This window comes from Propioniciclava soli, from assembly GCF_014858005.1.
Classification (GTDB): domain Bacteria; phylum Actinomycetota; class Actinomycetes; order Propionibacteriales; family Propionibacteriaceae; genus Propioniciclava; species Propioniciclava soli.
Window position 1 is genome coordinate 1 of the sequence record NZ_JACYOT010000006.1, and the last position, 24,984, is coordinate 24,984.

Annotated in this window: 26 protein-coding genes; 13 read left to right on the top strand and 13 right to left on the bottom strand. The window is 72.9% G+C overall.

Translation table 11 applies throughout. From position 1 onward, the window contains the following. Positions 1–216: 216 nt before the first annotated feature. The 3 genes from dctP to IFY26_RS07050 form a co-directional block, all read right to left on the bottom strand. Positions 217–1,215 carry a TRAP transporter substrate-binding protein DctP gene (gene dctP, locus IFY26_RS07040; RefSeq protein ID WP_232548298.1) on the bottom strand — a complete coding sequence of 333 codons (999 nt, stop codon included), beginning with the start codon at positions 1,213–1,215 and terminating at the stop codon, positions 217–219. An 81-nt stretch (positions 1,216–1,296) separates the two neighbouring features. Continuing rightward, positions 1,297–2,247, bottom strand: a complete 951-nt coding sequence (locus IFY26_RS07045) for a hypothetical protein (protein ID WP_232548299.1) — start codon at positions 2,245–2,247, stop codon at positions 1,297–1,299. A 3-nt stretch (positions 2,248–2,250) separates the two neighbouring features. Further along, positions 2,251–2,490: a helix-turn-helix domain-containing protein gene (locus IFY26_RS07050; protein ID WP_232548300.1), complete on the bottom strand. Its 240-nt coding sequence runs from the start codon at positions 2,488–2,490 to the stop codon at positions 2,251–2,253. Positions 2,491–2,578: 88 nt separating this feature from the next. Here IFY26_RS07050 and IFY26_RS07055 point away from each other — a divergent pair, with 88 nt between their 5' ends. The 4 genes from IFY26_RS07055 to IFY26_RS07070 all read left to right on the top strand — a co-directional run bounded on the left by IFY26_RS07055 (position 2,579) and on the right by IFY26_RS07070 (position 5,177). Further along, positions 2,579–2,872 carry a hypothetical protein gene (locus IFY26_RS07055; RefSeq protein WP_232548301.1) on the top strand — a complete coding sequence of 98 codons (294 nt, stop codon included), beginning with the start codon at positions 2,579–2,581 and terminating at the stop codon, positions 2,870–2,872. Positions 2,873–2,898: 26 nt separating this feature from the next. Beyond that, entirely contained in the window at positions 2,899–3,351 is a 453-nt protein-coding gene (locus IFY26_RS07060) for a DUF3151 domain-containing protein (RefSeq protein ID WP_232548302.1), read from the top strand. 103 nt (positions 3,352–3,454) lie between these two features. Beyond that, positions 3,455–4,735, top strand: a complete 1,281-nt coding sequence (locus IFY26_RS07065; protein ID WP_232548303.1) for an adenylosuccinate synthase — start codon at positions 3,455–3,457, stop codon at positions 4,733–4,735. 4 nt (positions 4,736–4,739) lie between these two features. Beyond that, positions 4,740–5,177, top strand: a complete 438-nt coding sequence (locus IFY26_RS07070) for a thiol-disulfide oxidoreductase DCC family protein (protein ID WP_232548304.1) — start codon at positions 4,740–4,742, stop codon at positions 5,175–5,177. Here IFY26_RS07070 and IFY26_RS07075 read toward each other — a convergent pair. After that, the gene (locus IFY26_RS07075; protein ID WP_232548305.1) at positions 5,165–5,878 is read right to left on the bottom strand and encodes a M50 family metallopeptidase; all 714 of its coding nucleotides are present in this window, start codon (positions 5,876–5,878) and stop codon (positions 5,165–5,167) included. The two genes, IFY26_RS07070 and IFY26_RS07075, sit on opposite strands and share 13 nt — an antisense overlap. A gap of 176 nt (positions 5,879–6,054) precedes the next feature. Between IFY26_RS07075 and purD the strand changes: the two genes are divergently transcribed. Beyond that, complete coding sequence (gene purD / locus IFY26_RS07080; protein ID WP_232548306.1) at positions 6,055–7,332, top strand: phosphoribosylamine--glycine ligase; 1,278 nt, start codon at positions 6,055–6,057, stop codon at positions 7,330–7,332. A gap of 31 nt (positions 7,333–7,363) precedes the next feature. Here the strand turns inward: purD and IFY26_RS07085 are convergent, their stop codons facing one another. After that, entirely contained in the window at positions 7,364–7,924 is a 561-nt protein-coding gene (locus IFY26_RS07085) for a DUF4232 domain-containing protein (protein WP_232548307.1), read from the bottom strand. Positions 7,925–8,061: 137 nt separating this feature from the next. Here IFY26_RS07085 and IFY26_RS07090 point away from each other — a divergent pair, with 137 nt between their 5' ends. The 4 genes from IFY26_RS07090 (at position 8,062) to purB (ending at position 11,459) form a co-directional block, all read left to right on the top strand. Next, positions 8,062–8,460 (top strand): GntR family transcriptional regulator, encoded by a 399-nt coding sequence (locus IFY26_RS07090; protein ID WP_232548308.1) that lies wholly within the window; start codon positions 8,062–8,064, stop codon positions 8,458–8,460. Then, positions 8,457–9,284, top strand: coding sequence for an ABC transporter ATP-binding protein (locus tag IFY26_RS07095; protein ID WP_232548309.1), 828 nt, complete (start codon positions 8,457–8,459; stop codon positions 9,282–9,284). Before IFY26_RS07090 ends, IFY26_RS07095 begins: the two co-directional genes overlap by 4 nt. Further along, complete coding sequence (locus IFY26_RS07100) at positions 9,277–9,912, top strand: ABC-2 transporter permease (RefSeq protein ID WP_232548310.1); 636 nt, start codon at positions 9,277–9,279, stop codon at positions 9,910–9,912. Before IFY26_RS07095 ends, IFY26_RS07100 begins: the two co-directional genes overlap by 8 nt. Before the next feature lie 116 nt (positions 9,913–10,028). Further along, positions 10,029–11,459 carry an adenylosuccinate lyase gene (gene purB, locus IFY26_RS07105; protein WP_232548311.1) on the top strand — a complete coding sequence of 477 codons (1,431 nt, stop codon included), beginning with the start codon at positions 10,029–10,031 and terminating at the stop codon, positions 11,457–11,459. On the opposite strand, the gene IFY26_RS07110 is transcribed toward purB, so the two are convergent. Then, positions 11,435–12,382 (bottom strand): pseudouridine synthase, encoded by a 948-nt coding sequence (locus IFY26_RS07110; protein WP_232548312.1) that lies wholly within the window; start codon positions 12,380–12,382, stop codon positions 11,435–11,437. The two genes, purB and IFY26_RS07110, sit on opposite strands and share 25 nt — an antisense overlap. 187 nt (positions 12,383–12,569) lie before the next feature. Here IFY26_RS07110 and IFY26_RS07115 point away from each other — a divergent pair, with 187 nt between their 5' ends. Further along, positions 12,570–12,752, top strand: coding sequence for a hypothetical protein (locus IFY26_RS07115; RefSeq protein ID WP_232548313.1), 183 nt, complete (start codon positions 12,570–12,572; stop codon positions 12,750–12,752). Between the two features lie 34 nt (positions 12,753–12,786). Here IFY26_RS07115 and IFY26_RS07120 read toward each other — a convergent pair whose 3' ends face one another. Together IFY26_RS07120 and IFY26_RS07125 are read right to left on the bottom strand one after the other, a co-directional pair. Beyond that, complete coding sequence (locus IFY26_RS07120; protein WP_232548314.1) at positions 12,787–14,214, bottom strand: nitronate monooxygenase; 1,428 nt, start codon at positions 14,212–14,214, stop codon at positions 12,787–12,789. A gap of 90 nt (positions 14,215–14,304) precedes the next feature. Then, entirely contained in the window at positions 14,305–14,961 is a 657-nt protein-coding gene (locus tag IFY26_RS07125) for a helix-turn-helix transcriptional regulator (protein ID WP_232548315.1), read from the bottom strand. Positions 14,962–15,076: 115 nt separating this feature from the next. Between IFY26_RS07125 and IFY26_RS07130 the strand changes: the two genes are divergently transcribed. Next, positions 15,077–17,731 (top strand): multicopper oxidase domain-containing protein, encoded by a 2,655-nt coding sequence (locus IFY26_RS07130; protein WP_232548316.1) that lies wholly within the window; start codon positions 15,077–15,079, stop codon positions 17,729–17,731. Positions 17,732–17,759: 28 nt separating this feature from the next. Here IFY26_RS07130 and IFY26_RS07135 read toward each other — a convergent pair whose 3' ends face one another. From IFY26_RS07135 to IFY26_RS07145, 3 genes are all read right to left on the bottom strand, one after another. Further along, positions 17,760–18,950, bottom strand: a complete 1,191-nt coding sequence (locus tag IFY26_RS07135; protein ID WP_232548317.1) for a PQQ-dependent sugar dehydrogenase — start codon at positions 18,948–18,950, stop codon at positions 17,760–17,762. A gap of 68 nt (positions 18,951–19,018) precedes the next feature. Next, a complete protein-coding gene (locus IFY26_RS07140) occupies positions 19,019–20,041 on the bottom strand; it encodes a Gmad2 immunoglobulin-like domain-containing protein (RefSeq protein WP_232548318.1) in 1,023 nt (340 codons plus the stop codon). Continuing rightward, the gene (locus tag IFY26_RS07145) at positions 20,038–20,541 is read right to left on the bottom strand and encodes a SigE family RNA polymerase sigma factor (protein ID WP_232548319.1); all 504 of its coding nucleotides are present in this window, start codon (positions 20,539–20,541) and stop codon (positions 20,038–20,040) included. Before IFY26_RS07145 ends, IFY26_RS07140 begins: the two co-directional genes overlap by 4 nt. A 104-nt stretch (positions 20,542–20,645) precedes the next feature. Here IFY26_RS07145 and IFY26_RS07150 point away from each other — a divergent pair, with 104 nt between their 5' ends. Together IFY26_RS07150 and purQ are read left to right on the top strand one after the other, a co-directional pair. Then, positions 20,646–21,968, top strand: coding sequence for a phosphoribosylaminoimidazolesuccinocarboxamide synthase (locus tag IFY26_RS07150; protein ID WP_232548320.1), 1,323 nt, complete (start codon positions 20,646–20,648; stop codon positions 21,966–21,968). Then, positions 21,965–22,639, top strand: coding sequence for a phosphoribosylformylglycinamidine synthase subunit PurQ (purQ, locus tag IFY26_RS07155; RefSeq protein WP_232548321.1), 675 nt, complete (start codon positions 21,965–21,967; stop codon positions 22,637–22,639). Before IFY26_RS07150 ends, purQ begins: the two co-directional genes overlap by 4 nt. A 199-nt stretch (positions 22,640–22,838) precedes the next feature. On the opposite strand, the gene IFY26_RS07160 is transcribed toward purQ, so the two are convergent. Further along, positions 22,839–23,903: an NAD(P)-dependent alcohol dehydrogenase gene (locus tag IFY26_RS07160; protein WP_232548322.1), complete on the bottom strand. Its 1,065-nt coding sequence runs from the start codon at positions 23,901–23,903 to the stop codon at positions 22,839–22,841. Positions 23,904–24,037: 134 nt separating this feature from the next. Then, on the bottom strand, positions 24,038–24,952 hold the full coding sequence (locus IFY26_RS07165; RefSeq protein ID WP_232548323.1) for an N-acetylglucosamine kinase: 915 nt from the start codon (positions 24,950–24,952) through the stop codon (positions 24,038–24,040). Positions 24,953–24,984: the final 32 nt, after the last annotated feature.

Genomic DNA, 24,984 nt, shown 5'->3' on the forward strand with positions numbered 1-24,984 from the left:
ATCAATCCTCTCCACCACCCCGCTGTCCCACAACAGGCTGACACGCAGGGCGCAACGCTGGGGAGGTGGGTTCGCGGCAGGGTGGCGCCCGCTCGGACAGGGAGGCGCCCGCTCGGACAGGGTGGCGACCGCTGCGACACGGGGCACCCGCACGCCGGGCGTCCTGGCCCGTGACCGGACCCTGCAAGAGCCCGACCCGCCGAGCCCGCAGGTGTGTCAGCGCGCGGACGCCGCGTCGTACAGAGCCCGACGCTCGGGCGTCGTGACCACCGGCTCGGCGACCGGAGACAGCGCCGCCTCGAATGCCAGCGGCTCGACCTCGTTGAACGTCGCCCCGTTGGCCTCCGCCGTGGCGCGCGCCTCGACCTCGGCCGCCGTCACGGCCTCGTTCACTGCGGCGACCGTCTCCGGCACGGCCGCGACGAGCGCCTCCCGGTCGGCCTGGGTCATGCCGGCGAGGGTGTCGGCGTCCATCACCAGATAGTCGGGCACCATCTGGTGCTGGGTGAGCGCGACGAACGTGCCGCCCGCCAGCCCCAGCGACGCGAAGTCGGCGAGGGTGCCCTCCGCGCCCGTGATCGCGCCGGCGCCGAAGGCGGGGGCCACCTGGTCGGACGCCAGCGGCACGGCCACGGCGCCGAGGGACTCCACGACCGCCACCTGAAGGTCGGACTGGCCGACGCTGACGCGCTGACCGGCGACGTCGGCCGGGGCGGCCACCGCGTGGTTGGCGAGCAGGTTGCGGGCCCCGCCGTACGCCCCGCCCAGCACGGTGACGCCCTCGCCCTCCAGCGATGCGTAGAGGTCGCCCACCAGCTCGGCGTCGCCCAGGACGTCGGCCTGCTGGGCGGGGGAGTCGAAGACGTACGGCAGGTTGAAGACGCCGAAGTCGCCGTTGATCTCAGCCAGTTCCTCTCCGTCCACCAGGGTGAGCGCGACGCCGTCCTCGGCCGTCAGCGACGCCACGTCGCCGCCGCCCGCCTCGACAGCCAGGCTGTACCGGCCCTCCGTCGCGTCCGACAGGCGCTGGCCGAGATCGGTCAGCGCGGCGTGCGCCGGGTCGGTCTCCCCTCCCGGGAGCCCGACGCGCAGCACCGTGGTGGTGGCGGATTCCGGAGCGGGAGCCGGGCCGGTCGTGCACGCCTGGAGCCCGACGGCGGCGACGGCGGCGAGGGCCAGGACGGGCAGGCTGCGAACGGGCGTGACGCGGGGCATGGTGAATCTCCTCGTGGGTTGCTGCACCCTCGATCGTACGGCGCGCCGCCGCCCCGGTGCAGCCCGGAGGCGGCAACCGCCTCAGCCCGCCTGCGGCGACTCGGCGGCGCCGTAGGCGATCATCTGCAGCGTGTGCCGTGTTCCGATCGCGATCATCCAGCCGGTGAATGGCGCCAGCAGGCGTCCGGAGAGCCGGAACAGCCGATAGCTGCGGGTCAGCGTCAGTTCGCTCCCGCCGGGCGCGGCCACGATCTCGAAGCGGTCGTGCCGCAGCGGTTGGCCGGCGAACTCCCCATCGGTGATCTCCTCCAGCCAGGCGAGGCTGTGCCGCCCCTCGGATTCCCGCTGGGTGAGGTGGAAGCGGACGCCCATCGTGCTCCTCCCGACGCGCAATCGGGCGGCCTCTCCGCCGGGGGTGACCTCGGCTCGGTCGGGGTCGTACGCCCACCATGTCAACGACACCGGATCGGCCAGCACCGCCGCCAACCGCTCGGGAGGCAGCGATACGAACCCGCTGATGCGCACGGCCCGGGCCGGCGCGGGCAACAGGCCCGGGGTGGGTGGGACGGGTTCGGCGCGCACCGGGTCGTCCGACCCGGCACGCAGCTCGGGAACCAGCTCGTTCGGCGCCACGCCGTCGGCGTCCACGAGGCGGCGGACCTGCTCAGAGCCCTTCAGCAACCCGACGAGCAGGGCGAAGGAGTCGGGCGCCTTGACGAGGTCGTCGTACAGCGCGCGGGCCGGGGCGGTGAACTGCACGTCGGCTTCGCCGAGATCGGTGAGCGGCCGGGGTGGCAGCTCCAGGGGGGTCGGATCGAGGCCGAGTGCGCGGACGCCGTCCGCCTGGGCCTCCTTCGCCCGCTCCCGCGCGGAGGCCAGGCTGATGCCGTGGCGTCCGAGCAGGCGCGCGGCCGCCCCGCCCAGGGCGAGCAGCCCGAGGTAGAGGTGGTCGACGTCGATCGCGCGGGCGCCGGTGCGGGCCGACTCGCGCCAGGCGGCGGTGATCCAGTGCATGGACAGGGCGATCTTCATGGCTCACTTCCTCGATCGGGCGAGGCCGGGGGCGACCCGGCGGGAGAACTTCTTGTGCGCGGCCTGGCGCGTGACGCCCAGCTCGGCCGCGATGTCGGCCCACGTCAGGCCCGCGCGCAGCGCGCTTTCGACCTGAGCGAGTTCGAGGGCGTCGGTCAGGCGGCGCAGGGACGCCACCGCGGCGAGTCCGCGGCGCGGATCGGTGGTGTCGGACGCCAGCGCGGCGACCTCGGTGGGAATCACGCCTGTCAATCTAGGTTGACGCATGGCGTGTGTCAACCTGCGTTGCTCACCGCGGGCGTCCGGTTCGGGTGTAGGTAGGGTGCAACGCATGAGGATCGGTCCGCTCGAGGTCGCCGCGCTGCTCGCGCTCGCCGTCCTGCTGTTCCTGATGATTTCTTCCGGACGGAACCGGCGCCCGGCCCACGCCGAACTCGCCGAGCTGTTCGACGACCCTGACGGGCCCAACCCCGGCCCCAACGCGCGGCGCTGGGCGCTCGGCGTCCTGTGGGAGGCCGGGGTGGATGCCGACAGCGACCCCGTCTACGCCATGAAGATCCTGCGGCAGGCCCAGCCCGGGTTGTCGCTGCAGGCGGCGCGTGCGCTGGTCAACGCCCTCGTCTGAGGTCGGCGCCACCTAAGCTGGCTCGCGTGAACGACGCCCGCACCCTCCTGCTCGCCCATGGTGTCGGCGAGACGCGCCTGCCCCCCGACCCGGCCCTGGACGCCATCGTGGCCGCGGGGGAGTCCCGTTTCCTCGCCGTCGTCGCCGAGCACCCGTCCTCGCCGCTCGTGTGGGCGCTGCTCGCCGAGGGATCGCTGTCGGCCCGGACGCCGCAGGGGGACCTCACCGCCTACGCCTTCGCCCGCACCGGCTACCACCGCGGGCTGGACGCGCTGCGCCGCGCCGGCTGGCGCGGCAAGGGTCCCGTCCCGTGGGAGCACGAGCCGAACCAGGGCTTCCTGCGGGCCCTGTGGGCGCTGGCGTGCGCGGCCCGGCGCATCGGCGAGCTGCCGGAGTACGAGCGGTGCGTGGCGTTCCTCACCGAGGCGTCCGAGGAGGGCTACGCGGCCCTCACGACCGAGCGCCCCCTCACGCTCTGATCAGGCGCGATGGCGTCCCCGGGGGTGTTTGGTAGCATTTCGCTGTAAGAGCCCGGCGGACCTTGCGGCCCCGGGCTTGTTGTTTGCGCAGGGAGGGCAACGCATGCCTGGCATCGTCGTGATCGGAACCCAGTGGGGGGACGAGGGCAAGGGAAAGGCCACCGACCAGCTCGGCGACTCCGTCGACTACACGGTGCGCTACTCGGGCGGCAACAACGCCGGCCACACCATCGTGGTGGGGGACGAGACGTACGCCCTGCACCTGCTGCCCTCCGGGATCCTGAACCCGGGCATCCCGGTGCTGGGCAACGGCGTGGTGATCGACCTTGAGGTGCTCTTCGGTGAGATCGACGCCCTTGAGGCGCGCGGCGTCGACACCTCCCGGCTCGTCATCTCGGCCAACGCCCACCTGATCGCGCCCTATCACAAGACGCTCGACAAGGTCACCGAGCGCTTTCTCGGCAAGCGCAAGATCGGCACCACCGGACGCGGCGTCGGCCCCGCCTACGCCGACAAGATCAACCGCGTCGGCATCCGGGTGCAGGACCTGCTGGACGAGCAGTTGCTGCGCGACAAGGTCGAGGCGGCGCTGGCGCAGAAGAACCAGCTGTTGGTGAAGGTCTACAACCAGCTCGCCGTGGACGCCACCGAGGTCGCCGACCACCTGCTGAGCTTCGCCGATCGCGTCCGGCCCATGGTGCGCGACGTCGCGCGCGAGCTGAACGACGCGCTGGACGCCGGCAAGCTCGTCATCTTCGAGGGCGCGCAGGCGCACCACCTCGACATAGACCACGGCACGTACCCGTACGTGACGTCCTCCAACCCGATCGCCGCCGGCGCATGCACGGGCTCGGGCATCGGCCCGACGCGGCTCGATCGCATCGTCGGCATCGCGAAGGCCTACACCACCCGCGTGGGGGAGGGGCCGTTCCCGACCGAGCTGCTGGACGCCGACGGCGACCGCCTGCGCACCGAGGGTGGGGAGTTCGGCACCACGACGGGACGCCCGCGGCGCTGCGGCTGGTTCGACCCGCTGGTGGTCGAGGCCGCGTGCACGTACAACGGCGTGACCGACGTGTTCCTCACCAAGCTCGACATCCTCACCGGCTGGGAGAAGATCCCGGTGTGCGTCGGCTACGAGATCGACGGACGCCGCGTCGACACCTACCCGGCCCTCATGGCCGACCTGGTGAAGGCCACGCCCGTGTATGAGTTCCTCGACGGCTGGACGGAGGACATCTCCACCTGCCGCTCCTTCGACGAGCTGCCGGCCACCACCCAGGCCTACGTGAAGCGCCTGGAGGAGCTGGTGCGCTGCCGCATCTCCGGCATTGGCGTCGGCCCGGGCCGCGAGCAGGTCGTGATGATCAACGACCTGGTGTGACGCCGTGACTCCGGTGAACGCGTCGGTGCCCGGCGCCGGCCGGGGCGTGACCACGCTCTACTACGACCCCGACTGCGGTTTCTGCACCCGCGTCGGCACGTGGCTGGGCCGCTGGCTCAGCGTCCGGCCGCTGCCCACCGGGCGGGGAGCGGGGAGAGACGCCGACGAAGCTGCAGCGGTGGCGGCCCAGGAACTGGCCGTGCTGGGCATCGACGCCGACCGGGTGCGCCGCGAGATTCCGGCGGTGCTGGCCTCGGGTGAGGTGCGCTACGGCGCGGCGGCGTTCGCCGCGGCGCTGGTCTCCGGACCGTGGTGGCTGCGCGGGCTCGGGTGGCTGCTGGCGGCTCCCGGGGTGAGCCAGATCGCCGAGCGGGTCTACCGCGGGGTCGCGGCGCGACGCCATCAGCTGCCGGGTGGCACGGCCGCCTGTCAGCTGCCCTGAGCCCCGGGCACCAGCTGCCAGATGGCCACGCCGAGGGCGGCGAGGCAGACTGCCCAGAAGCAGCCCACCCAACACCAGGCGGGCAGCCAGGTGAGGCGGGCGAGCTGGTCGGGGTCGCTGGTGCGATCAGCGCGGCTGTGACGCGCCCGCTGCAGGTTCACCAACGACCGCGGCGCGGCGAACAGCAGCACCCACACGAGCAGGTGGGCGGCGCTCGACAGCACGTCCGCGGGCGCGAACCACGACAACGCGGCCACCCCGAGACCCGTGACCAACACCACCCACAGGCCGTACCAGTTGCGAATCAGCACCAACATCAGGGCACACGTGAGTACCAGGGCCCACAGCACGCCTGCGGCGTGCCCGACGCCCAGCAGCCAGGCACCCGCCAACCCGACGACGGCAGGGGCGGGGTAGCCGGCGAACACCGTGGCCACCATCCCGAGCCCGCGCGGCCGGCCGCGACTGAGCGTGACCCCCGAGCTGTCCGAGTGCAGCCGGATCCCGCCGAGTTGCCGACCCGCGAGCGCCGCCACCAGAGCGTGCCCCGCCTCGTGGATGAGGGTCACCAGGTGACGCACCACGCGCCACCCCTGCGGCGCGGCGACGAGCGCGAGCGCGACCACCGCCCAGGCCACGGTCCACGCCCAGGGCAGGGGCGGCTGGGTGGCGCTGGCGCGCTGCCAGAGGTCGGTGAGCACGGCTCAAGATGTAGCAGGCGAGGCTGTGCGAGGGCGTCGGCGACGAAAAGGCGACACTCGATGCGCACGCGTGCCGGCCGCTGAGCGTGAATCCGTGACCGGTGCGACATCGAGTGTCGCCTTTTCGTCGCTGGGCCGGTGATCACCGGTCTCGCCGGACCCCTTAGGCTGGCCGGGTGACCGAACGAACCGTCCTCGTCCTCGGCAACGGTGGCCGCGAACACGCGCTGGCCCTCGCGCTCTCCCGCGATCCCTCGGTGGTTGCTCTGCACTGCGCGCCCGGCAACCCCGGCACCGCCGCCGTGGCCACCAACCACCCGGTGGACGCCACCTCGGGCGATGCCGTGGTGGAGCTGGCCCGCAGCCTCGGCGCCACGCTGGTCGTCGTCGGGCCGGAGGCGCCGCTGGTGGCCGGCGTCGCCGATGCCGTGCGTGCTGCGGGTATCGCCTGCTTCGGCCCGTCGGCCGAGGCGGCGCGCATCGAGGGGTCGAAGCAGTTCGCCAAGGACGTGATGGCGCAGGCCGGGGTACCGACCGCCGCCTCGGCCTACTGCACCACCCTGGGCGAGGTGGCCGACGCCCTCGACCGATTCGGCGCCCCGCACGTCGTCAAGGCCGACGGGCTCGCCGCCGGCAAGGGTGTCATCGTCACCGACGACCGCGACGCCGCGCTCGAGCACGCCGAGGGCTCGCTCCCGGTGGTGGTGGAGGAGTATCTCGACGGCCCGGAGGTGAGTCTCTTTGCGATCACCGACGGCACGACCTGCCTGCCGCTGCAGCCCGCCCAGGATTTCAAGCGCGTCGGCGACGGCGACAGCGGCCCGAACACCGGCGGCATGGGCGCCTACACGCCGCTGCCGTGGGCGCCCGAGGGCTTGGTCGACGCGATCATGCGCGACGTCGTCGAGCCCACGGTGGCCACGATGGCCGCGCGCGGGACGCCCTTCCAGGGGTTGCTGTACGCCGGGCTCGCGCTCACCTCCCGCGGGCTGCGGGTGGTGGAGTTCAACTGCCGCTTCGGCGACCCCGAGACCCAGGCGGTGTTGTCGCTGCTGCACTCACCCCTCGGGGAGGTGCTGGACGCCGCCGCCCGCGGCCGGCTCGACACCATCGGTGAGCTGCGCTGGGCCGACGGCGCCGCCGTGGTCGTGGTGCTCGCCGCCGACGGCTACCCGGGCGTGCCCGCGCGGGGCGGGGTCATCGCCGGCCCGCGCCTGTTCGGCTCGGACGGCCACGTCCACATCGTCCATGCCGGCACCGCGCAGGACTCCGAGGGCCACCTGGTCGCCGCGGGCGGCCGAGTGCTGGGGGTGGTGGCGACGGGGGCCGACCTCGCCGTTGCCCGCGACGGTGCCTACGACGCCATCGGTCGTCTGGACGCGCCGACGCTATTCCACCGCTCGGACATCGCCGCCCGCGCCGCGGCGGGGGAGATCCCGACGCGGCAGCTCTAGGCGGGGCGGCGGCACCCCGGGCCGGTCGGGGTCACCGCAGCCAGCCCGACAGCCACACCCGCGAGGTGGGGCCGAGCGCCAGGTCGTCCTGAAGCTCGCCCTCGCCGACATCGGGTAAACGGATACTGAGCACCGTTCCGACCTCGCCGGGAGCGGACTCCCAGGTGAGCACCGCGGTGGCCGACGCCTGCGGCTCCAGGGTGAGCGGGGTGAGTTCGGTGCGGCCGGCGTCCAGGCGCAGCGGATCGGTGAGCCCCTCACGGCCGCCGAACCACATGGCCGGCTCGGTGAGGGTGACCGGCTGGTCAGAGCAGTTGTCCGCGGTCAGCGTCATGCGGTGCACGCCTTGGCCGTGGTCGACGGGGGAGAAGTCGATGAGGGGCTCACCCGTCGTCGCACACACTGGCGACCACTCGTCGCGGCGCTGCGTCATCGCGATGTCGACCCCGCTACCCCGGGCCGCCTCGGGGGCTGAGGCAGGGGGGAGCAAGGGCTCGGGCGTGGGCCGGTTGAGCCCGGACAGGCCGATCGCCGCGCCCAGCGCAAGGATGACCGCGCAGCCGCTGAGAGTCGTTCGGGTGAGGTGGTGCACGGCACCAGCGTGTCCCATTTCGCGGACGGAAGCATCGGCCCACGGTCACCGGTGGGCGGCACCCTCGTCTTTTCGTCTTTCCTTGCCACTCCCTGTATCTTCTGTCTATAGTGCATATAGACAGCAAGGGAGGGTGCATGCAAATCGACATCGTGGTGTCGAAGACCTCCGGGCTGCCCATCTACGAGCAGATCAAGGCCCAGCTCAAGGCCGCGATCCTGCTCGGACACATCGCCGAGGGTGAGGCGCTGCCGTCCATCCGGGGGCTGGCGCGCGATCTGCAGGTGAGCATCATCACCACGACCCGCGCCTACTCCGATCTGGCGGCCGAGGGATTGGTCACGAACGTCCCCGGCAAGGGCAGTTACGTGCTGCCGCGCAACGCCGAGCTCGTCCGCGAGCGCGTCCTGCGCGAGATCGAGGAGCACTTCGCCGAGGCGGTCACGCAGGCCCGGCTGGTCGACCTCAGCGCGGCCGAACTCCACGCGGTTCTGGACGCCGCCCTCACCCCCTCCACCGAACAGGAGCAGTCATGAATCCCCTTGAGCTGACCGGCGTCATCAAGCGCCGGGACGGCTTCACCCTCGGCCCCCTCGACCTCGTCGTCCCCCGCGGGTACGTCATGGGGTTCGTCGGGGCCAACGGTGCCGGCAAGACCACGACGATCAAGATCGCGCTGGGCCTGGTCCATGCCGACGAGGGTTCGGTGCGCCTGGTGGGTCACGATCGGGTGGGCGTCGTGCACGACCAGCCGGCCTACGTGGGGAAGTGGACGGCCGCGCAGGTCGGTCGCGCCGTCGCGCCGTTCCACCCGGCGTGGGATCCGGAGCGGTTCCGCGCGCTGCTCGACTGGGCCGGCATCGAGCCCACCCGGCAGGTCAAGGAGCTCTCGCGGGGCATGGGCATGAAGCTGCAGCTCGCCGTGGCCCTGAGCCATGCCGCCGAGCTGCTGATCCTGGACGAGCCCACCTCAGGTCTTGATCCGCTCGCCCGATCCGAGCTGCTGGAGATGCTCGCGGATTTCATGACGGACGAGCGTCACTCGGTGCTGTTCTCCACCCACATCACCAGCGACCTGGAGAAGATCGCTGACTACGTCACCGTCATCGAGCGCGGCCGGGTGGTCGCCTCCACGACGCGGGACGAGTTGGTCGACAGCTACCGCCTCGTGCGCGGTGCGGCGTCCGAGCTGGACGCCGACCTGCGACCCCTGGTTCACGGCCTGCGGGAGCACGGGGTGGGCTGGCAGGGCCTGATGGCCACCGAGGACACGGTGTCGCTCGGACGCCGCGCCGTCGCCGAGGTGCCCACCCTGGAGGAGATCGTCGTCCACCTCGCGAAGGAGCCCCGCCATGCGTGATCTGGCGCCCATGCTGCGCCTCGACCTGCTCACGCTCGTGGCGTCCCGCAAGATGCTCGCGATCTACGTGCTCGTCGTGTGCTTTCTGGTCGCGGTGAACGGCGCGCTGGTCGCCCTGCCGATGATCGGGGTGGCGTCCATGATGGTGTGCCTCAACCTCTTCGGGACCATCGAGAACCACCGGCTCACCCAGCTGTACGGCTCGCTGCCGCTGCGGCGTCGCACCGTGATGGTGTCGCACTACGCGGTCACGGCCGTGCTGACCTGCGTGTTCGTGCTGCTCGGCGCGCTCGCGGCCGGGGTGGCCGCGTGGGTGCGGGCGGAACCCGCGGTCGGGGTGGCCGAGGGGGTCGGCACCCTGGGAGCCCTGCTCCTCGTGCTCGCGCTCGTGACGCCCGCGTATGTCGCCTGGGGGACGCGGACCGGCGGCCTGGTGACCCTGGTGGTGGTCGCGACGGTCATCGGCGGGCTGTTGGCGTTCGGCGACAACCCCGTGCTGGCGGGCGCCCTGCGGGGCCTCGCGGGCGTGGGTCCGGAGGCGTCGTGGTGGGTGCTCGGCGCGGGGGTGCTCGCCCAGGCGGCGTCCCTGGTCGTGTCGATCGGCGTGTACACGCGGCAGGACCACTGACGTCGGACGCCGGCCGCTCGCGTCCGGACGCCGCACTGGGCCGGCTCCTGCGTCTGCCCCGCCCGTGGGAAGATGGTGCGCGTCCTAGCGATCGTCCCCCTGGCAGGAGCTGCCCCATGACCGTCCCGAACGTGCTGGCCACCCGGTACGCGTCGCCCGCGATGCGCGACATCTGGAGCCCCGAGCGCAAGATCGTGGCCGAACGCGAGCTGTGGCTCGCGGTGTTGGAGGCGCAGCGCGACCTGGGCGTCGACTTCGGCGGTGACGACGCGGACGCCGTGATCGCCGACTACCGCGCGGTGGTCGAGAACGTCGACCTGGCCGGCATCGCCGCGCGCGAGCGGGTGACGCGCCATGACGTGAAGGCTCGCATCGAGGAATTCAATGCCCTGGCCCGGCATGAGCACGTGCACAAGGGCATGACGAGTCGCGATCTCACCGAGAACGTCGAGCAGTTCCAGGTGCTCAGCGCGCTCAAGCTGGTGCGCGAGCGCGTGGTGACGGTGCTGACGGCGCTCACCAGCCTCGCGGTGCAGCACCGGGACGTGCCCATGGCGGGGCGCTCGCACAACGTCGCGGCGCAGGTCACGACGCTGGGCAAGCGGTTCGCGACCGCAGCCGATGAATTGCTCGTGGCGTACGAGCGGCTCGATGATCTCATCGGGCGCTACCCGGCCCGCGGCATCAAGGGGCCGGTCGGCACGGCGCAGGACATGCTGGATCTGCTGGGCGGCGACGACGCCAAGCTCGTCGAGCTCGAGGAGCGCGTCACCCGCCACCTGGGCTTCGAGCGGGTGCTGACGGCGACGGGTCAGGTGTACCCGCGCTCGCTCGACGTGGATGCCCTGACCTGCCTGGTGCAGGTGGCCGCGGCGCCGTCCAACGTGGCGACGTCGATCCGGCTCATGGCCGGTGCTGAATTGGTGACCGAGGGGTTCGCGGAGGGGCAGGTGGGGTCGTCCGCCATGCCGCACAAGATGAACACCCGCTCGTGCGAGCGCGTCAACGGCCTCGCGGTGGTGCTGCGCGGTTACGCCTCCATGGTGGGCGAGCTGGCGGGCGACCAGTGGAACGAGGGTGACGTCTCGTGCTCGGTGGTGCGGCGCATCGCGCTGCCGGACGCCTTCTACGCCCTCGACGGGCTGTTCGAGACGTTCCTGACCGTGCTGGGCGAGTTCGGCGCGTTCGGGGCGGTGATCGAGGCCGAGCTGCAGCGCTACCTGCCGTTCCTCACGACGACGAAGGTGCTCATGGCGGCCGTCCGGCACGGCGTGGGGCGCGAGCAGGCGCACGAGGCGATCAAGGAGCATGCCGTCGCTGTGGCGTTGGCGATGCGGCAGGGGCAGAAGGAGAACGACCTGCTCGACCGGCTGGCCGCCGACGCGCGCCTCGGCATCGCCCGCGAGGCGTTGGATGAGGCCATCGCGCACCCCCTCGAGCTCACCGGATCGGCGGCGTCCCAGGTCAACCAGCTGGCCCAACGCGTCCAGGAGATGGCGGCGCTCCACCCGCAGGCCGCGGCCTACAAGCCGGGGGCGGTGCTCTGATCCGGCCAGGCCAGCTCGTGCCGTGAGGTGAACGTGCGGTGGGTTCCGTCCACCGGATCGGTGAAATCGATCCGCTGGGCCAGGAGGCGAAGCGGGCGCGCCGGATCCTCGGGGGCGTCGTCGGTGAGGCGGTCGTCGGGGTAGAGCGGATCGTCCACGATGGGTGCGCCCAGGCCGGCGAGGTGGACGCGCAGCTGGTGCGTCCGGCCGGTTGCCGGTTCGAGGCGGTAGCGGGCGAGGGCGTCGCGCCGTTCGAGGAGGGTGATTCGGGTCTCGGAGTTCGGTGCGGCGCCGGGGACGACCTCGACCTGCCGCGAGGCGCGTCGTTTGACGAGGTGGTTGCGGATCTCGAGGGGGCCCGCGAGGTCGAGGCTCGGGGCGAGGGCCTCGTAGGTCTTGCGCACGGCTCGATCGGCGAACAGGGTTTGGTACGCCGCTCGCCAACGCGGCTCGGTGGTGAACACCAGGACGCCGGCGGTCAGCCGGTCGAGCCGGTGGGCGGGCGCCAGCTCCGGGAGCCCGAGCTGGACGCGGGCCTGCACCAGGGCGCTGCGCCGGACGAAGGCGCCCCGGGGAATCGTGGCGAGGAAAGGCGGTTTGTCGACCACCACGAGGCGCTCCCCGGCGTGCAGCACGGCGAGCGGCGCGGGCGGTTGCTCCTCGGTCGGATCCTTGTGGAACCACACCAGCGTCGCGGGGGTGTACGGGGTGTCGGACGCCACGGGCGTCCCGGCCGCGGTGACGAACCGGCCGGCCGCCACCCAGGCGTCGACGGGGACGACCGCGGGGAGCCGGTCGCGGAGGAAGGCGGGCAGCGTGGGCCACGGGTTCGGTGCCGACCCGATGCGCGCCGGCGTCCGCACCCACACGGCGTCCAACCCGTCGCGCGGGGGCAGCGGCGAGCGTGCGCGGCGGCGTCCCATGGCCACCAGCGTGGCACGGGCCGGCGCGGGTGGGCGTGTCCGGCGGCGTCCAGGGGGTGGGGGCGGGGTCTGCGACTGTCTGCCTGACCTCGCTCCCCGGCCGGTCAGGCCGATATCGTGGAGCCGGCCACGATCCGAGGGGGAAACGATGCGGAACCAGCCGATGCGGAGCCAGCCAATGAGGGAGATGGCGATCCTGTCCGGGCTCATCGTGCTCGTGCTGAACCTGCTCTCGGCCGCCGAGAACCTCAACTTCATCGCGCTCGGGTTGGGGTTGATCCTGGCCGGTGCGCTGTGGCCCGGGCGGCCGGGGCGCCACCGCGAGGGCGAGGACGCCGCCCAGCGTCAGCCCGCCGCCCGCGACGACTGAGCCGCCGCCGTCACCCCGAACAGGAGCGAATCGCTCAGGCCGCCACGTCGGACAGCAGCCAGTCGATGATCTGGGGAGCGGACCAGCCGTCGGGGTACCGCGCGAGCAGGGCGTGGGCGGCCGTGAGGTCCTGCCCGAGGGTCAGGGCCGGCTCCTCGACGTAGCCGCTCTTGCGCACCTGGGGCATGCCGATGTTGGCGAACAGGGCGTTGCACAGGCACTTGCGGCCCACCGTGTCGGCCACGTCGCCGCCCTTGCGCTCGTACATGTGCACCGGCTCGGACGCGCAGCGGTAGACGATCGACCCGTCGGGACGCTCCGCGGGCGCACGCAGGTAGCCGAGGTCGCAGATGCGGGGCCGCTCGGCGTACACCTCGGGCTGCGACAACGTGCCCTCCACCTGCGCCACCTTGAACGGGAACCCCGTCGGCGAGGCCCGCGGGTCGTTGCGGACGACCAGCGTCCCGGCCTCCAGGTCGGCCAGCAGCTTGGCGCGCAGCTCGTCGCTCAGGCCCGACTCGGACGCCAGCGCGAACACGGTGCCGCACTGCACGCCTTGGGCTCCGGACGCCTGCGCCGCGGCCACGCGCTCCGGCGTCGACCACGCCCCGGCCAGCCAGAACGGCAGGCCCAGGTCGACCATCTTGGCGATGTCGGCCTCGTCCTTGGGCGAGTAGATCGGCTGGCCGTCCTCGTCGAGCCCGAACTTGCCGCGCGGCGGCGCGCTGTGACCGCCCGCCACGGGCCCCTCGACGACGAACCCGTCGGGCCGAATCTCGGGGTCGCGGGCGAGGTAGCCGCCGAGCACGTGCAGCGAGATGATCGCGATGAAATCGGGGCGCGTGAGTTCGGGCAGCTCGTCGCCGAGGTGGGCGACCGGGTCGAGTTCGGCGACGTGGACCTTCGTCTGGTCGGCGACCTCGATGGTGAGCCGGCCCGTCCGGCCGGCGGCGAACTCGGTGATGACCCGCGGCATCTCCTTGGGGATGCCCGCGCCCATCAGCACGTAGTCGACCCCGGCGAGCATGGCGCCCAGCGTCGCCGAGAGCGTCGCGGTCTGGATCTTCTCCAGGAAGTTGATGCCGACCACCCCGTCGTGGCCCTCCTTCGCCAGCCACACCTCGGCGAAGTTGCCGGCCAGGGCCAACTCGACCGCGGGGCGGCTGGGGGAGATGGTGAGCGTGGGGTGCGGGCGGTAGGGCTGGCCGGGGCGGCGTCCGCCGTCGAGGAAGTAGGTGTCCAGGACGCGCTGCGCGATGGCCCGGCTGGGGAAGTGGGCGAGCGCGCGGCGGACGTGGCCACCGGGATCGCCGTCCTGCAACGTGCGGGCCACGACGCCGTCGAGCGCCGTGCCGGAGACGACGCCCATCTGCCCGGCGCGGGCGACGGCGTTCGCGAGGCGCCACGAGGAAACGGCGACGCCCATGCCTCCCTGGATGATGGGCGGGCGGGATCGATCCATGGGTAGGAGCCTCACGGTAGCCGGGAACGAACAAAAGCTACGGTACCGTAAAGTATCGACGGGTGCACCACCCCGGCGGGGGTGACGCGCCTAGTCGCGAGGTCGCCCCGGGGTGCCGTCGAACTCCACCCAGCAGCAGCCGGGCTCGGCGAACGGAACCACGCGGAGGCCGTCCGCCGCCTCCGGCAGCGCGCCCTGCACCAGGCCGGCGTGCATGCCGCACACCACGTCGGGATGGGCCCGCGCCGACGCCAGCATCGGGCAGGTGCGCAGCCGGATGAGGGCGGACGGGCCGCCGCCGGCCGGGTCGGGGCTGAAGCCCAGTGCGTCGAGCGTGGCCAGCAGGTCGGCGGCGTCGCCGCGGCGCGACGCCCCCCAGGCCCGGCCGATCGCGTGGGCGCGGGCGGCGGCGTCCGGCTCGTGCGCGAGGTGGGCCACGACGGCGTCCAGCACCTCGCTGACGGGTGCGACCGGGCCGGCGAGCGCGCGGCGTCCGGCGGCCGTCAGGGTGTACACCCGGGCCGGACGCCCGCGCCCGGCCCCCTGCCGCTCCGCGGTCTCGGCGTGGCCCTCGGCGACCATCGCGTCCAGGTGGGCGCGCGTCGCATTGGGGTGGCCGCCCAGCTCGTCGGCGAGATCGGCCAGCGCCACGCCGGGGCCCCGGTGCCCGAGGGCCCGGGCGACGCGGGCGCGCGCGGGGGAGAGCGCGCCGGTCGGCGTCGGGGCGGGCCCCAGCTCCTCGTCCATGACCGCAGTCTAGGCCTGGCGCACGAAAAGTTACACAGAGATATGTAATAATTGACGCGGGTCGGTTCCCGTCCGGACGCGGGAACCGACCCACCATCGTCACCAGGGAGGGTTCGTGACCGGTCTGCCCACCGCCGAGAGCACGCGCCCCACCGCACCCGGACGCTCGCGCTCGCGGCGGCTGCGCGACCAGGTCGCGGTCGTCTGGCTGCTCGCCGCTGTGGCGGTGGCGCTCGTGCACCGCTTCGTGCCGGCCTCGACGTGGCTCATGGTGCACCTCGTTCTCCTCGGGGCGCTGAGCCACTCCGCGCTGGTGTGGAGCGAGCACTTCGCTCACACGCTGCTGCGCACCCTCCCGGACGCCGCCGGTCGCCGCCGGCAGGACGTCCGGGTCGCCCTGCTCGCCGCCGGCGCGCTGGCCGTGTTCCTCGGGGTTCCGGCGCAGGTGTGGTGGCTGGTCGTCGTCGGCGCGACGCTGGTGAGCGCCGCGGTGGTGTGGCACGGCGTCCACCTCGTCGCGGTACTGCGCCGCGCGTTGCCCAGCCGCTTCCGCGTCGTGACGCACTCCTACGTGGCCGCCGTGGCGTGCCTGCCGATCGGGGTCGGCTTCGGCGCGGCGCTCGCGTTCGGGCTGCCCGAGGTGTGGCACGGGCGCCTGCTCGTCGCCCATCTGGCGGTCAACCTGCTCGGCTGGATCGGCCTGACCGTCACCGGCACCCTCGTCACGTTCTGGCCCACGATGCTGCGCGCCCGCATGGACGACCGCGCCGAGCTGCTGGCGCGCGAGGCGCTGCCCACCCAGCTCGTCGGCATCGCGATCGTCACCTCGGGTGCCCTGGTGGGCTGGCGTCCGGTGGCGCTCGTGGGCGTCGCGCTGTACGGCGTCGGGCTGTTGTGGTGGGGCCGCGCCCTGGCCCGGCCGCTGCGCGCCCACGGCTTGCGCGAGTTCGCGCCGGCGTCCGTGTTGGCCGCGCTGGTGTGGGGCGGCGTCGCGCTTATCTGGGTCGCCGGGCTGCTCGCGACCGCGCCGTCCTGGGCCGCCCTCGCGGACGCCGTCCCCACCGTCGCCGGGGTGGTCGCCGTCGGCTTCGCGGCCCAGCTGCTGTCGGGGGCGCTGAGCTACCTGATCCCATCGGTGATGGGCGGGGGCCCGTCGGTGGTGCGCGCCGGCCAGGCGTGGTTCAACCGGTGGGCCGGCGTCCGTCTCGTCGTCATCAACGGCGGGCTGGTGCTGTTTCTGCTGCCCGCGCCCTCGTGGGTGAAGGTCGCGATCTCCTCGGCGGTGCTCGTCGCGCTGGCCGCGTTCATCCCGCTGCTGCTGGGCGGGGCGAAGGCGTCCGGACGCGCCCGCCGCGCCGTCATGACCGGCGACCCGCTCCCGGAGCCGACGCCGCGGCGCCCCTGGAGCGTGCGGCAGTTGGTCGCCGGGCTCGCTGTCCTGGCGCTCGCGTACGGGGCGGGCGTCGCGGCCGATCCGGCCGCCGCCGGTCTGCGCCTGGGGGGAGCGGCCGCGTCCGCCACCGCCGAGACGGGCGAGACCACCCGCGTCGAGGTCACCGCCGTCGACATGCGCTTCGAGCCGAGCACCATCACCGTGCCCGCCGGCAACCGCCTCGTCGTCGTGCTCACCAACGGCGATCAGGCCATGGCGCACGACCTTCTCATCGGCACCTCCCGGACGCCGCGCCTCGCGCCCGGCGAGACCGTCGAGCTCGACGCCGGCGTCATCACTGAATCCGTGCAGGGCTACTGCACCGTGGCCGGGCACCGGCAGATGGGCATGGTGCTCGACGTCGTCGCCGAGGGCGGGCCGGCCCACGGGGCGCACGCGGCCCCGGGTGCCGCGGCGGCCGCGAGCGGTGCCGTGATCGGGCCGAACCCGTCCGACGAGCTGGGCACGGTCGTCGACCCGGTGTTGCCGCCGCTGGATGATGTCACCGTGCGCCGCGTGACGTTGACGGTCACCGAGGTGCCGTTGGAGGTCGCGCCCGGGCTGTGGCAGACGCGCTGGACGTTCAACGGCGGGTCGGTGGGGCCCACGCTCCATGGCCGCGTCGGCGACGTGTTCGAGGTGACGCTCGTCAACGACGGCACCATCGGGCACTCGATCGATTTCCACGCCGGCGCGCTGGCGCCGGACGAGCCCATGCGCACCATCGGCGTGGGCGAGACGCTCGTCTACCGCTTCACCGCCGAGCGGGCGGGCATGTGGATGTATCACTGCTCCACGGCGCCTATGAGCAGCCACATCGCGGCCGGCATGCACGGGGCCGTCGTGATCGAGCCGGAGGGGCTGCCCGCGGTCGACCGGACCTACGCGCTGGTGCAGTCCGAGGTGTTCCTCGCCAACGCCGCGACCTCGCCGCAGGACGCCCGCGAGCTGGACGCCGACAAGGTCGTCGCCGAGCGGCCCGACCGGGTGGTGTTCAACGGGGTCGCCAACCAGTACGACCTGGCCCCGTTCGAGGCGCGGGTGGGGGAGCGCGTCCGCTTCTGGGTGTTGGACGCCGGCCCCAACCGCGCCAGCGCGTTCCACATCGTCGGCGGCCAGTTCGACACGGTGTGGACCGAGGGCACCTACACCCTGCGCGAGGGCGTCGGCGCGTTCGGTGCCACCGACGGCGGCGCCCAGGTGCTGGCGTTGCAGCCCGCCCAGGGCGGGTTCGTGGAACTGACGTTCCCGGAAGCCGGTCACTACTCCGTCGTCAGCCACGTGATGGTGGACGCCGAACGCGGCGCCCACGGCACCGTGGCCGTCACCGAGGGCTGAGCGGCCCCACCCCCGGCCACGGGGTCACTCAGCTGACGGGCGTGAGGTGCAGCAGGCGGCCGCCGGGGGCGTCCTCGAGCAGCCAGACCGAACCGTCCGGGCCCTGCTCGACCTCGCGGATGCGCTGACCCATGTCCCACGTGTCGGCGATGTCACCGGTGGTGCCGTCGAGGTCGACGCGGACGAGGTTCTGCCCCGAGAGGCCGCCGAGGAAGGCGTCGCCGGTCCAGCCGCTGAAAGCGTCATCGGTGTAGATCATCAGCGAGCCGGGCGACATCGCGGGCACCCAGTACGCCACAGGCGCCTCGAAGCCGTCGCCGTCGGTGTGGTCGGGAATGTCGGTGCCGTTGTAGTGGACGCCCATGGACGCCTCGGGCCAGCCGTAGTTGGCCCCCTCGACGATCAGGTTCAGCTCGTCGCCGCCCTGCGGGCCCATCTCGGAGCTCCACAGGTTGCCGTCGGCGTCGAACGCGAGGCCGAGCGGGTTGCGGTGGCCGTTGGTCCAGATCTGGGCGTCCGAGCCGTCCGTGTTCATCCGCATGATCGTGCCGAGCATGCTCGCGGGATCCTGCGCCGGCGTCATCTCCTGGCGGTCGCCTGAGCTGACGAACAGGTGCTGCCCGTCGGGGGAGAACGCGAGCCGGTGGGAAAAGTGGCCGTTGCCCGACACCTTGGGCGTCTGCTCCCAGATCACGGCCAGGCCTTCGAGCCGCGGGGCGTCACCGGTGATGAGCTCCGCGCGGCCGACGACCGCGCCGGTGCCGCCGCTGCCGCTCTCCACCCAGGAGAGGTAGACGGTGCCGTCCTGCTCGAAGGTCGGGCCGGGCAGGACGTCGCCCAACCCACCCTGGCCGGACGCCACGACGTCCGGGATGCCCTCGACCTCGGTCGCTTCCCCGGACGCTGTGTCGACCAGGTGCAGGACGCCCTCCCGCTCGGTGACCAGGGCCGTCTGCGTCCCGGGCAGGAACGCCATGGCCCACGGGGTGTCGAAGGTGGCCACCTCGGCGACGGTGAACGGCCGGCCGTCGGGGCCGAGGGGCATCTCGGCGCCGTCGGCGGTGGTGGGGGCGGGTGTGGCCGGACTCGTCGCGGGGGTGGTTGCGGGCGTCGTGGCCTCGGGGGCGGTGGTGGGATCGGGCGTGGTGGTGGGGCCTGCGCACGCGGCGAGGCCCCACGCGAACACGCCGGTCAGGGAGGCGAGGGTGCGGGGTCTCATGCATCCAGCCTAGTCGGAGGCCGTCAGCCCCCCTCTCTCCGCCCCTGTCTCCGGCCGGTCGCGCCAGATCAGCGGACGCGGAACGTGCGGCTCTCGCTGAACGGGGCGCGCCCTTCGCCGTCGCTCGCGTCGTCCTCGCGCACCGTCACCGTGTAGGTGCCCGGTGTCAGGTCGAGGTCGAAGGCATAGGGCGCGAAGGTCGTGCCATCCTGCGTGGTCGCGTACCCGTCGGCCACCACGGCGCCGGCGGCGTCCGTGACCGTGTAGAGGAGGTTGGCCTCGAATACCCAGGCCTCGCCCCGCACGGTCACCGGGGAGTCCACCGCGTCCCCCTCGCTGGGGGTGTCGATGCCCACGAACAGGCGGACGGCGTCGGCGTCCGCCCGGGCCACGGGCTCAGACCACTCCTGGTGGCCCCAGCTCGGCACCGCCCCGTCAACGCGGAGCAGGACGCGGGCGTCCGGGTTGAGCGCCTCGGTGACCGTCCAGACGAGCTGCTGCACCATCAACGACTCGGCCTCGGCACCGACGTCGGCGCGCAACGCCTCGGCCGAGAGGTCCACGGTGATCTCGTCGCCGTGGTCGGCGATGCCGAGCACGCGGGTGTTGCGCGGCCAGGCGGAGTGGTGATCGGGGTCGAGCGGGCCGGCGAGCATGGCCTCCAGGGCCCCCCGGGCCGGGGTTGCGGCGGGGACCCAGCGGGTCTCCCGGACGAGGCGGGGCCCGATCTCGGTGTCCACCACCGCGTAGACGAGAGCCGGGGTGGTGGCGTCCGCCCCCGGTGTCGCCGTGGGAGCGGAGGTCGTCGCTGGCGTCGGGGTGCTCGGCGTGGGCGACGGGGCGGGGGAGGCCGTGTCGACGGGGGTCTGCAGCGGGTCGGGAACGGCGCGGTCCGTCGGCGGGTTCCAGGCCGTCGCCACCCACCCGACGACGACCGCCGCGACCAGGGCCGCCAGCGCGCCCCACCCGATCGCCGACCTGCGGGCCGCCCGGGCGTGGGCGGCGGCGACGGCGTCCGGGTCGACGTGGATCTCGACGCCGTCGGCAGCGGCGTGCAGGTCGTCGCGCAGCTGGTTCTCGAAATTCGTCATGCCGAGACTCCTTCGGGGCTTTCGTGCGTACGCAGGGCGGTGAGGGCCCGGTGGGTCGCGGACTTGACGGCGGCCACGCTGAGGCCGAGCGTCTCGGCGACCTGCCGCTCGGAGAGGTCGTCGTAGTAGCGCAGCACCACCACGCGGCGCTGCGTGTCGGGCAGCGCGGCGAGCATCCGGGTGACGCGGTCGCGCTCGGCCACGAGGGCGTCCGGGGTGGGCGCGGCGTCCGGCCGGTCAAACACCTCGGCCACGGCCACCTCGCCGTGGCGGCGCCGCCACCGGTCGATGTTCTCGTGGGCGAGGACGCGGCGGGCGTAGGCCAGGCGCGCCTCGGGGGCGATGCGCCGCCAGGCCCGGAAGGTCTTGACGAGGGTGGCCTGGACGAGGTCGGCGGCCAGGTCGCGGTCGCCGCACAGCAGCCAGGCGGTGCGTCCGAGCGCGGGGGACGCGTCGCGGACGAACGCGGTGAACTCCTCGTCCAGTCCCGGCCCGGTCATGGCCACCTCCTCGGTTGGCGTACACCGTGTCAGACGCGGGCTTGGACGGAAAGGTTTCGCCTCGGCGGCAGATTGCGGCGGGGTGCGGCGGTTAGGATCGGCCGGTGAGCGATTTCGGCCTCGACCTGCCCCTCGTCCATGCCGGAAAGGTCCGCCGCCTGTACGCGTGGCCGGACGACCGGCTGCTGATGGTCGCCACCGACACCATCAGCGCCTACGACTTCGTGCTCGACACCCCGATCCCCGACAAGGGCGCCGTGCTCACGCAGCTCTCGCTGTGGTGGTTCGAGCAGCTCGGCGTCGAGAACCACGTGGTGTCGACCGAGGTGCCGGACGCCGTCGCCGGCCGGGCGCTGGTCGTCGAGAAGCTGGCCATGGTGCCGGTGGAGTGCGTGGCCCGCGGCTACCTGACCGGCTCCGGCTGGGCGGAGTACCAGGCCTCCGGCACGGTGTGCGGGGTGCCGCTGCCGGCCGGGCTCGTGGACGGCTCGCGGCTGCCCGAGCCGATCTTCACGCCGGCGGCGAAGGCCGACCTCGGCGAACACGACGAGAACATCACCTACGAGCAGGTGGTCGCCCAGCACGGCGAGGAGCTGGCCGCAGCGCTGCGTTCGGCCACCCTCGATCTCTATCGGCGCGCGGAGGAGATCGCCCGGGAGCGCGGCATCATCCTCGCCGACACCAAGTTCGAGTTCGGACGCCGCCCCGACGGCACGTTGGTGCTCGCCGACGAGGTGCTCACGCCCGACTCCTCCCGCTTCTGGGACGCCGACGGCTGGCGTCCGGGCGAGGCCCTGCCGAGCTTCGACAAGCAGTTCGTCCGCGACTGGCTGACCCGCGACTCCGGCTGGGACCGGTCCGGCGACGCCGCGCCGCCCGCGCTGCCCGACGACGTCATCGCCGCCACCCGGGCGCGCTACGTCGAGGCCTACGAGCGGCTGACGGGGGCGCCGTTCGCGCCCGGGGCTGCCGGTGCGGGGGTGGACGCCGCTGCCGCCGAGAAGGACGACGAGCCCGCGCCGCCCCGGCGCGCGTTGCCGGCGAACGAGTGGGTCGAGCTGGTGGCGTCCGCCTCGGGTGCGGACCTGCTGGTCGGGGGTGCCCGGTCGGCGTCCGACCTGGCCGAGCCGGACGCTGGGCCGCAGCGGGCCGCGCCGGCGGCGTCCGATAGCATGACCGGCATGGCGCGAGTGGTCGTGGACGTGATGCCCAAGCCCGAGATTCTGGACCCGCAGGGCAAGGCGGTGACCGGCGCACTCGGGCGGCTGGGGTTCACCGGGTTGACGGTGCGGCAGGGCAAGCGGTTCGAGGTCGAGGTGGACGGCGAGGTCACCGAGGACGTGCTCGCGCAGGTCCGCGACGCCGCCGAGAAGCTGTTCGCGAACACCGTCATCGAGAGCTACGACGTGCGGGTGGAGGAGCGGTGACCCGGATCGGGGTCGTCACGTTCCCGGGGTCGCTGGACGACCAGGACGCCCGCCGCGCCGTCGAGCTGTGCGGGGCCGAGCCGGTGGCGCTGTGGCACGACGCTGCGGACCTGGGGGGCGTGGACGCCGTGATCCTGCCCGGTGGGTTCTCCTACGGGGACTACTTGCGCTGCGGCGCGATCGCGCGGTTCAGCCCGATCATGGCCGAGGTGGTTGCCGCGGCGGGCCGGGGGATGCCGGTGCTGGGCATCTGCAACGGGTTCCAGGTGCTGTGTGAGTCGCACCTGCTGCCGGGCGCCCTGGTGCGAAACGATCGGCTGACGTTCGTGTGCCGCGACCAGAAGCTGCGCGTGGAGAACGACACGACGGCGTGGACGAACGATTTCACCGCCGGCCAGGAGATCACCATCGTGCTGAAGAACGGTGAGGGCTCCTACATGGCCGACGACGAGACGCTGGCCCGCCTGGAGGGCGAGGGTCTGGTGGCGTTCCGCTACGTCGGGGGCAACCCGAACGGGTCGCGCAACGACATCGCGGGCATCACGAACCCGCGGGGCAACGTGGTGGGCCTCATGCCGCACCCGGAGCACAACGTCGAAGAGCTCACGGGCCCGTCCCTGGACGGCCAGGGGTTCTTCCGCTCCGTCGAGGCGTTCCTCGCCCGCGTCTGACCTCTGGGCCGCTACCGCGTTGGTGGGTGGTTGGGTGGCGGTTGGCCTCCGTGGGCTCTGATTGGCACTGCTTGGCGCTGATTGGCCCTGCTTGGCACTGTTGGCATTTGGACCCGAGGGAATGGCGCCATGGCGCCATTCCCTCGGGTCCAAATGCCCGCTGGGGGCGGGTTGCCCCCTGGTGGCCAGTCGGGACGCGTCAGTTGACGGGCTCGGCGTCGGCGAAGGTCGCGGTGTCGATCACGAAGCGGAACAGGACGTCGCCGTCCACCACGCGCTCGTAGGCGGCGTCCACCTCGTCCACCCCGATCTTTTCGATGCGGGCACCGAAGCCGTGCTCGGCGCAGAAGTCCAGCATCTCCTGGGTCTGGGCGATGCCCCCGATGTCGGAGCCGGTGAGCACCTTGCGCCCGCCGATGAGGGAGAAGATGCCGAGCGGCATCGGGGTGGGCGGCGCGCCCACGCACGCCATGACGCCGCGCGGCTTGAGCAGGCGCAGGTAGGCGTTGAGGTCGATGTCGGCGCTGACGGTGTTGAGGATCAGGTCGAATTCCCCGGCGTGGTCGTCGAAGAAGCCGTCCTCCGTGGTCGACAGGGTGCGGGACGCCCCCAGCTCCTTGGCCAGGTCCTCCTTCTTCAACGAGCGGGACAGCACGGTGACGTCCGCGCCGCGAGCGGCGGCGATCTGGACGCCCATGTGGCCCAGGCCGCCGAGGCCGAGCACCGCGACCTTCTGCCCCTCCTGCACGTTCCACGTGGCCAGCGGGGAGTAGGTGGTGATGCCGGCGCACAACAGGGGAGCGGCCTCGTCGAAGTCGAGGGCGTCCGGCAGGCGCAGCACGAACCGCTCGTTGACGACGACCTTCTCGCTGTAACCGCCCTGGGTGGTGGTGCCGTCGACGTCGGTGGACGCGTACGTGCCGACGTTGCCCTTGAGGCACGACTGCTCCTGGTCGTTGCGGCACTCCTCGCACTCGCCGCAGGAGTTTACGAGACAGCCGACGCCGACGCGGTCGCCGACGCTGACGCGGGTCACGGCATCACCGACCGCCTCGACCACCCCGGCGATCTCGTGGCCGACGGCCAGCGGGTAGGTCACCGGGCCCCACTCCTCGCGAATCGTGTGGATGTCGGAGTGGCAGATGCCGGCCGCCTTGATGGCGATGACGACGTCGTCGGGGCGGGGGTCGCGGCGCTCGATGGTGCGCACCTCGAACGGGGCGTCGGCGCTGGTCTTCTGGAGGGCCTTCACGGTGATGGGCATGCCTCAACCCTAGGCGCCCCCCGGGCGGGGGGTTGGTCATCGGCGGGCATTTGGACCCGGGGAAATGGCGCCATGGCGCCATGTCCTCGGGTCCAAATGCCATCACACGGCAGCCGCCATCTCAGGGCAGCAGGTCAGGCGTGGGCGACGGAGAGCTTCGCGTGCAGGGGGTGGTCGTCGGGAAGGTCCACCAGGCGCTGGGCACCGTCGATCCCCTGGCCCTGCGGCTCGGTGAGCGCGAAGTTGGGCCATTGCAGGCTGAGGTAGTCGGTGAAGCGGTTCACGACGCGGTGGCTGTCGAACACCCCGCCGATCGCCGCGACCCGGGGGGCCGGCGTGCCCTGCAGCTCGACCCGCCTGATCGCCGCCTGCACGGCCTCGGACAGGTGCGCGGCCGCCTTGTCGAGGATGTTGCCGGCCACGCGGTCGCTGGCGGCGAGGGCGTCCACCTTGGCCGCGAAGGAGGCCACGCGCTGCACGCGGTTCACGTCGGTCTGCAGATCCAGGTACGCCCGCTCGAGGTTGGGGTACTCCTCGGCCATCGCCTCGGTCAGCGCCGTCATCTGCCGGCGGCCGTCGAAGCCGCGCAGCGCGGCCTCCAGCCCGGTGCGCCCGATCCAGTACGCCGAGCCGGCGTCGCCCATCAGGTAGCCCCAGCCGTCCACCCGCGCGACGGACTCCGGCCCCACCGCGAAGCAGATCGTGCCCGTGCCGGCCGCGATGACGCAGCCCGTGTCCGACCCCAGCGCGCCGAGGTAGCTCGTCACCGAGTCGTGGCACAGGATCACCTTCGCCACGCCGCGGCCGGCCAGCCGCCGCAGCAGGACGCCCGCGTCCCCGTCCTCGTTGCCGCTCGAGCCCAGCGCCACCGTGTGGGGGTGCCAGTCGGGGTGGGCGTCCAACACCGCTTCGATCCCCGCCCCCAGTTGACGCAGCAGGGGCATGTCCGTGACCACACCGGGCCCCTTGGCCTCGGCCGCGCCGGCGTCCGACACGTACCGGTAGCGGGTGGAACTCTGGCCTGCGTCGGCCACGAGGTGAGCGACCATGCGTCCCTCCGATGGGTCGTGTGGATGGTGCG

What these genes read in the sequence shown, in the direction of transcription:
- IFY26_RS07125 (WP_232548315.1), bottom strand. Translation starts at nt 14,961, where the DNA reads ATGGACGAGGAGCTGGGGCCCGCCCCGACGCCGACCGGCGCGCTCTCC.
- IFY26_RS07090 (WP_232548308.1), top strand. Translation starts at nt 8,062, where the DNA reads ATGCAAATCGACATCGTGGTGTCGAAGACCTCCGGGCTGCCCATCTAC.
- IFY26_RS07165 (WP_232548323.1), bottom strand. Translation starts at nt 24,952, where the DNA reads ATGGTCGCTCACCTCGTGGCCGACGCAGGCCAGAGTTCCACCCGCTAC.
- IFY26_RS07160 (WP_232548322.1), bottom strand. Translation starts at nt 23,903, where the DNA reads ATGCCCATCACCGTGAAGGCCCTCCAGAAGACCAGCGCCGACGCCCCG.
- IFY26_RS07095 (WP_232548309.1), top strand. Translation starts at nt 8,457, where the DNA reads ATGAATCCCCTTGAGCTGACCGGCGTCATCAAGCGCCGGGACGGCTTC.
- IFY26_RS07045 (WP_232548299.1), bottom strand. Translation starts at nt 2,247, where the DNA reads ATGAAGATCGCCCTGTCCATGCACTGGATCACCGCCGCCTGGCGCGAG.
- IFY26_RS07115 (WP_232548313.1), top strand. Translation starts at nt 12,570, where the DNA reads ATGGCGATCCTGTCCGGGCTCATCGTGCTCGTGCTGAACCTGCTCTCG.
- purB (WP_232548311.1), top strand. Translation starts at nt 10,029, where the DNA reads ATGACCGTCCCGAACGTGCTGGCCACCCGGTACGCGTCGCCCGCGATG.
- IFY26_RS07065 (WP_232548303.1), top strand. Translation starts at nt 3,455, where the DNA reads ATGCCTGGCATCGTCGTGATCGGAACCCAGTGGGGGGACGAGGGCAAG.
- IFY26_RS07110 (WP_232548312.1), bottom strand. Translation starts at nt 12,382, where the DNA reads ATGGGACGCCGCCGCGCACGCTCGCCGCTGCCCCCGCGCGACGGGTTG.
- IFY26_RS07120 (WP_232548314.1), bottom strand. Translation starts at nt 14,214, where the DNA reads ATGGATCGATCCCGCCCGCCCATCATCCAGGGAGGCATGGGCGTCGCC.
- IFY26_RS07055 (WP_232548301.1), top strand. Translation starts at nt 2,579, where the DNA reads ATGAGGATCGGTCCGCTCGAGGTCGCCGCGCTGCTCGCGCTCGCCGTC.
- IFY26_RS07135 (WP_232548317.1), bottom strand. Translation starts at nt 18,950, where the DNA reads ATGAGACCCCGCACCCTCGCCTCCCTGACCGGCGTGTTCGCGTGGGGC.
- dctP (WP_232548298.1), bottom strand. Translation starts at nt 1,215, where the DNA reads ATGCCCCGCGTCACGCCCGTTCGCAGCCTGCCCGTCCTGGCCCTCGCC.
- IFY26_RS07145 (WP_232548319.1), bottom strand. Translation starts at nt 20,541, where the DNA reads ATGACCGGGCCGGGACTGGACGAGGAGTTCACCGCGTTCGTCCGCGAC.
- IFY26_RS07100 (WP_232548310.1), top strand. Translation starts at nt 9,277, where the DNA reads ATGCGTGATCTGGCGCCCATGCTGCGCCTCGACCTGCTCACGCTCGTG.
- IFY26_RS07140 (WP_232548318.1), bottom strand. Translation starts at nt 20,041, where the DNA reads ATGACGAATTTCGAGAACCAGCTGCGCGACGACCTGCACGCCGCTGCC.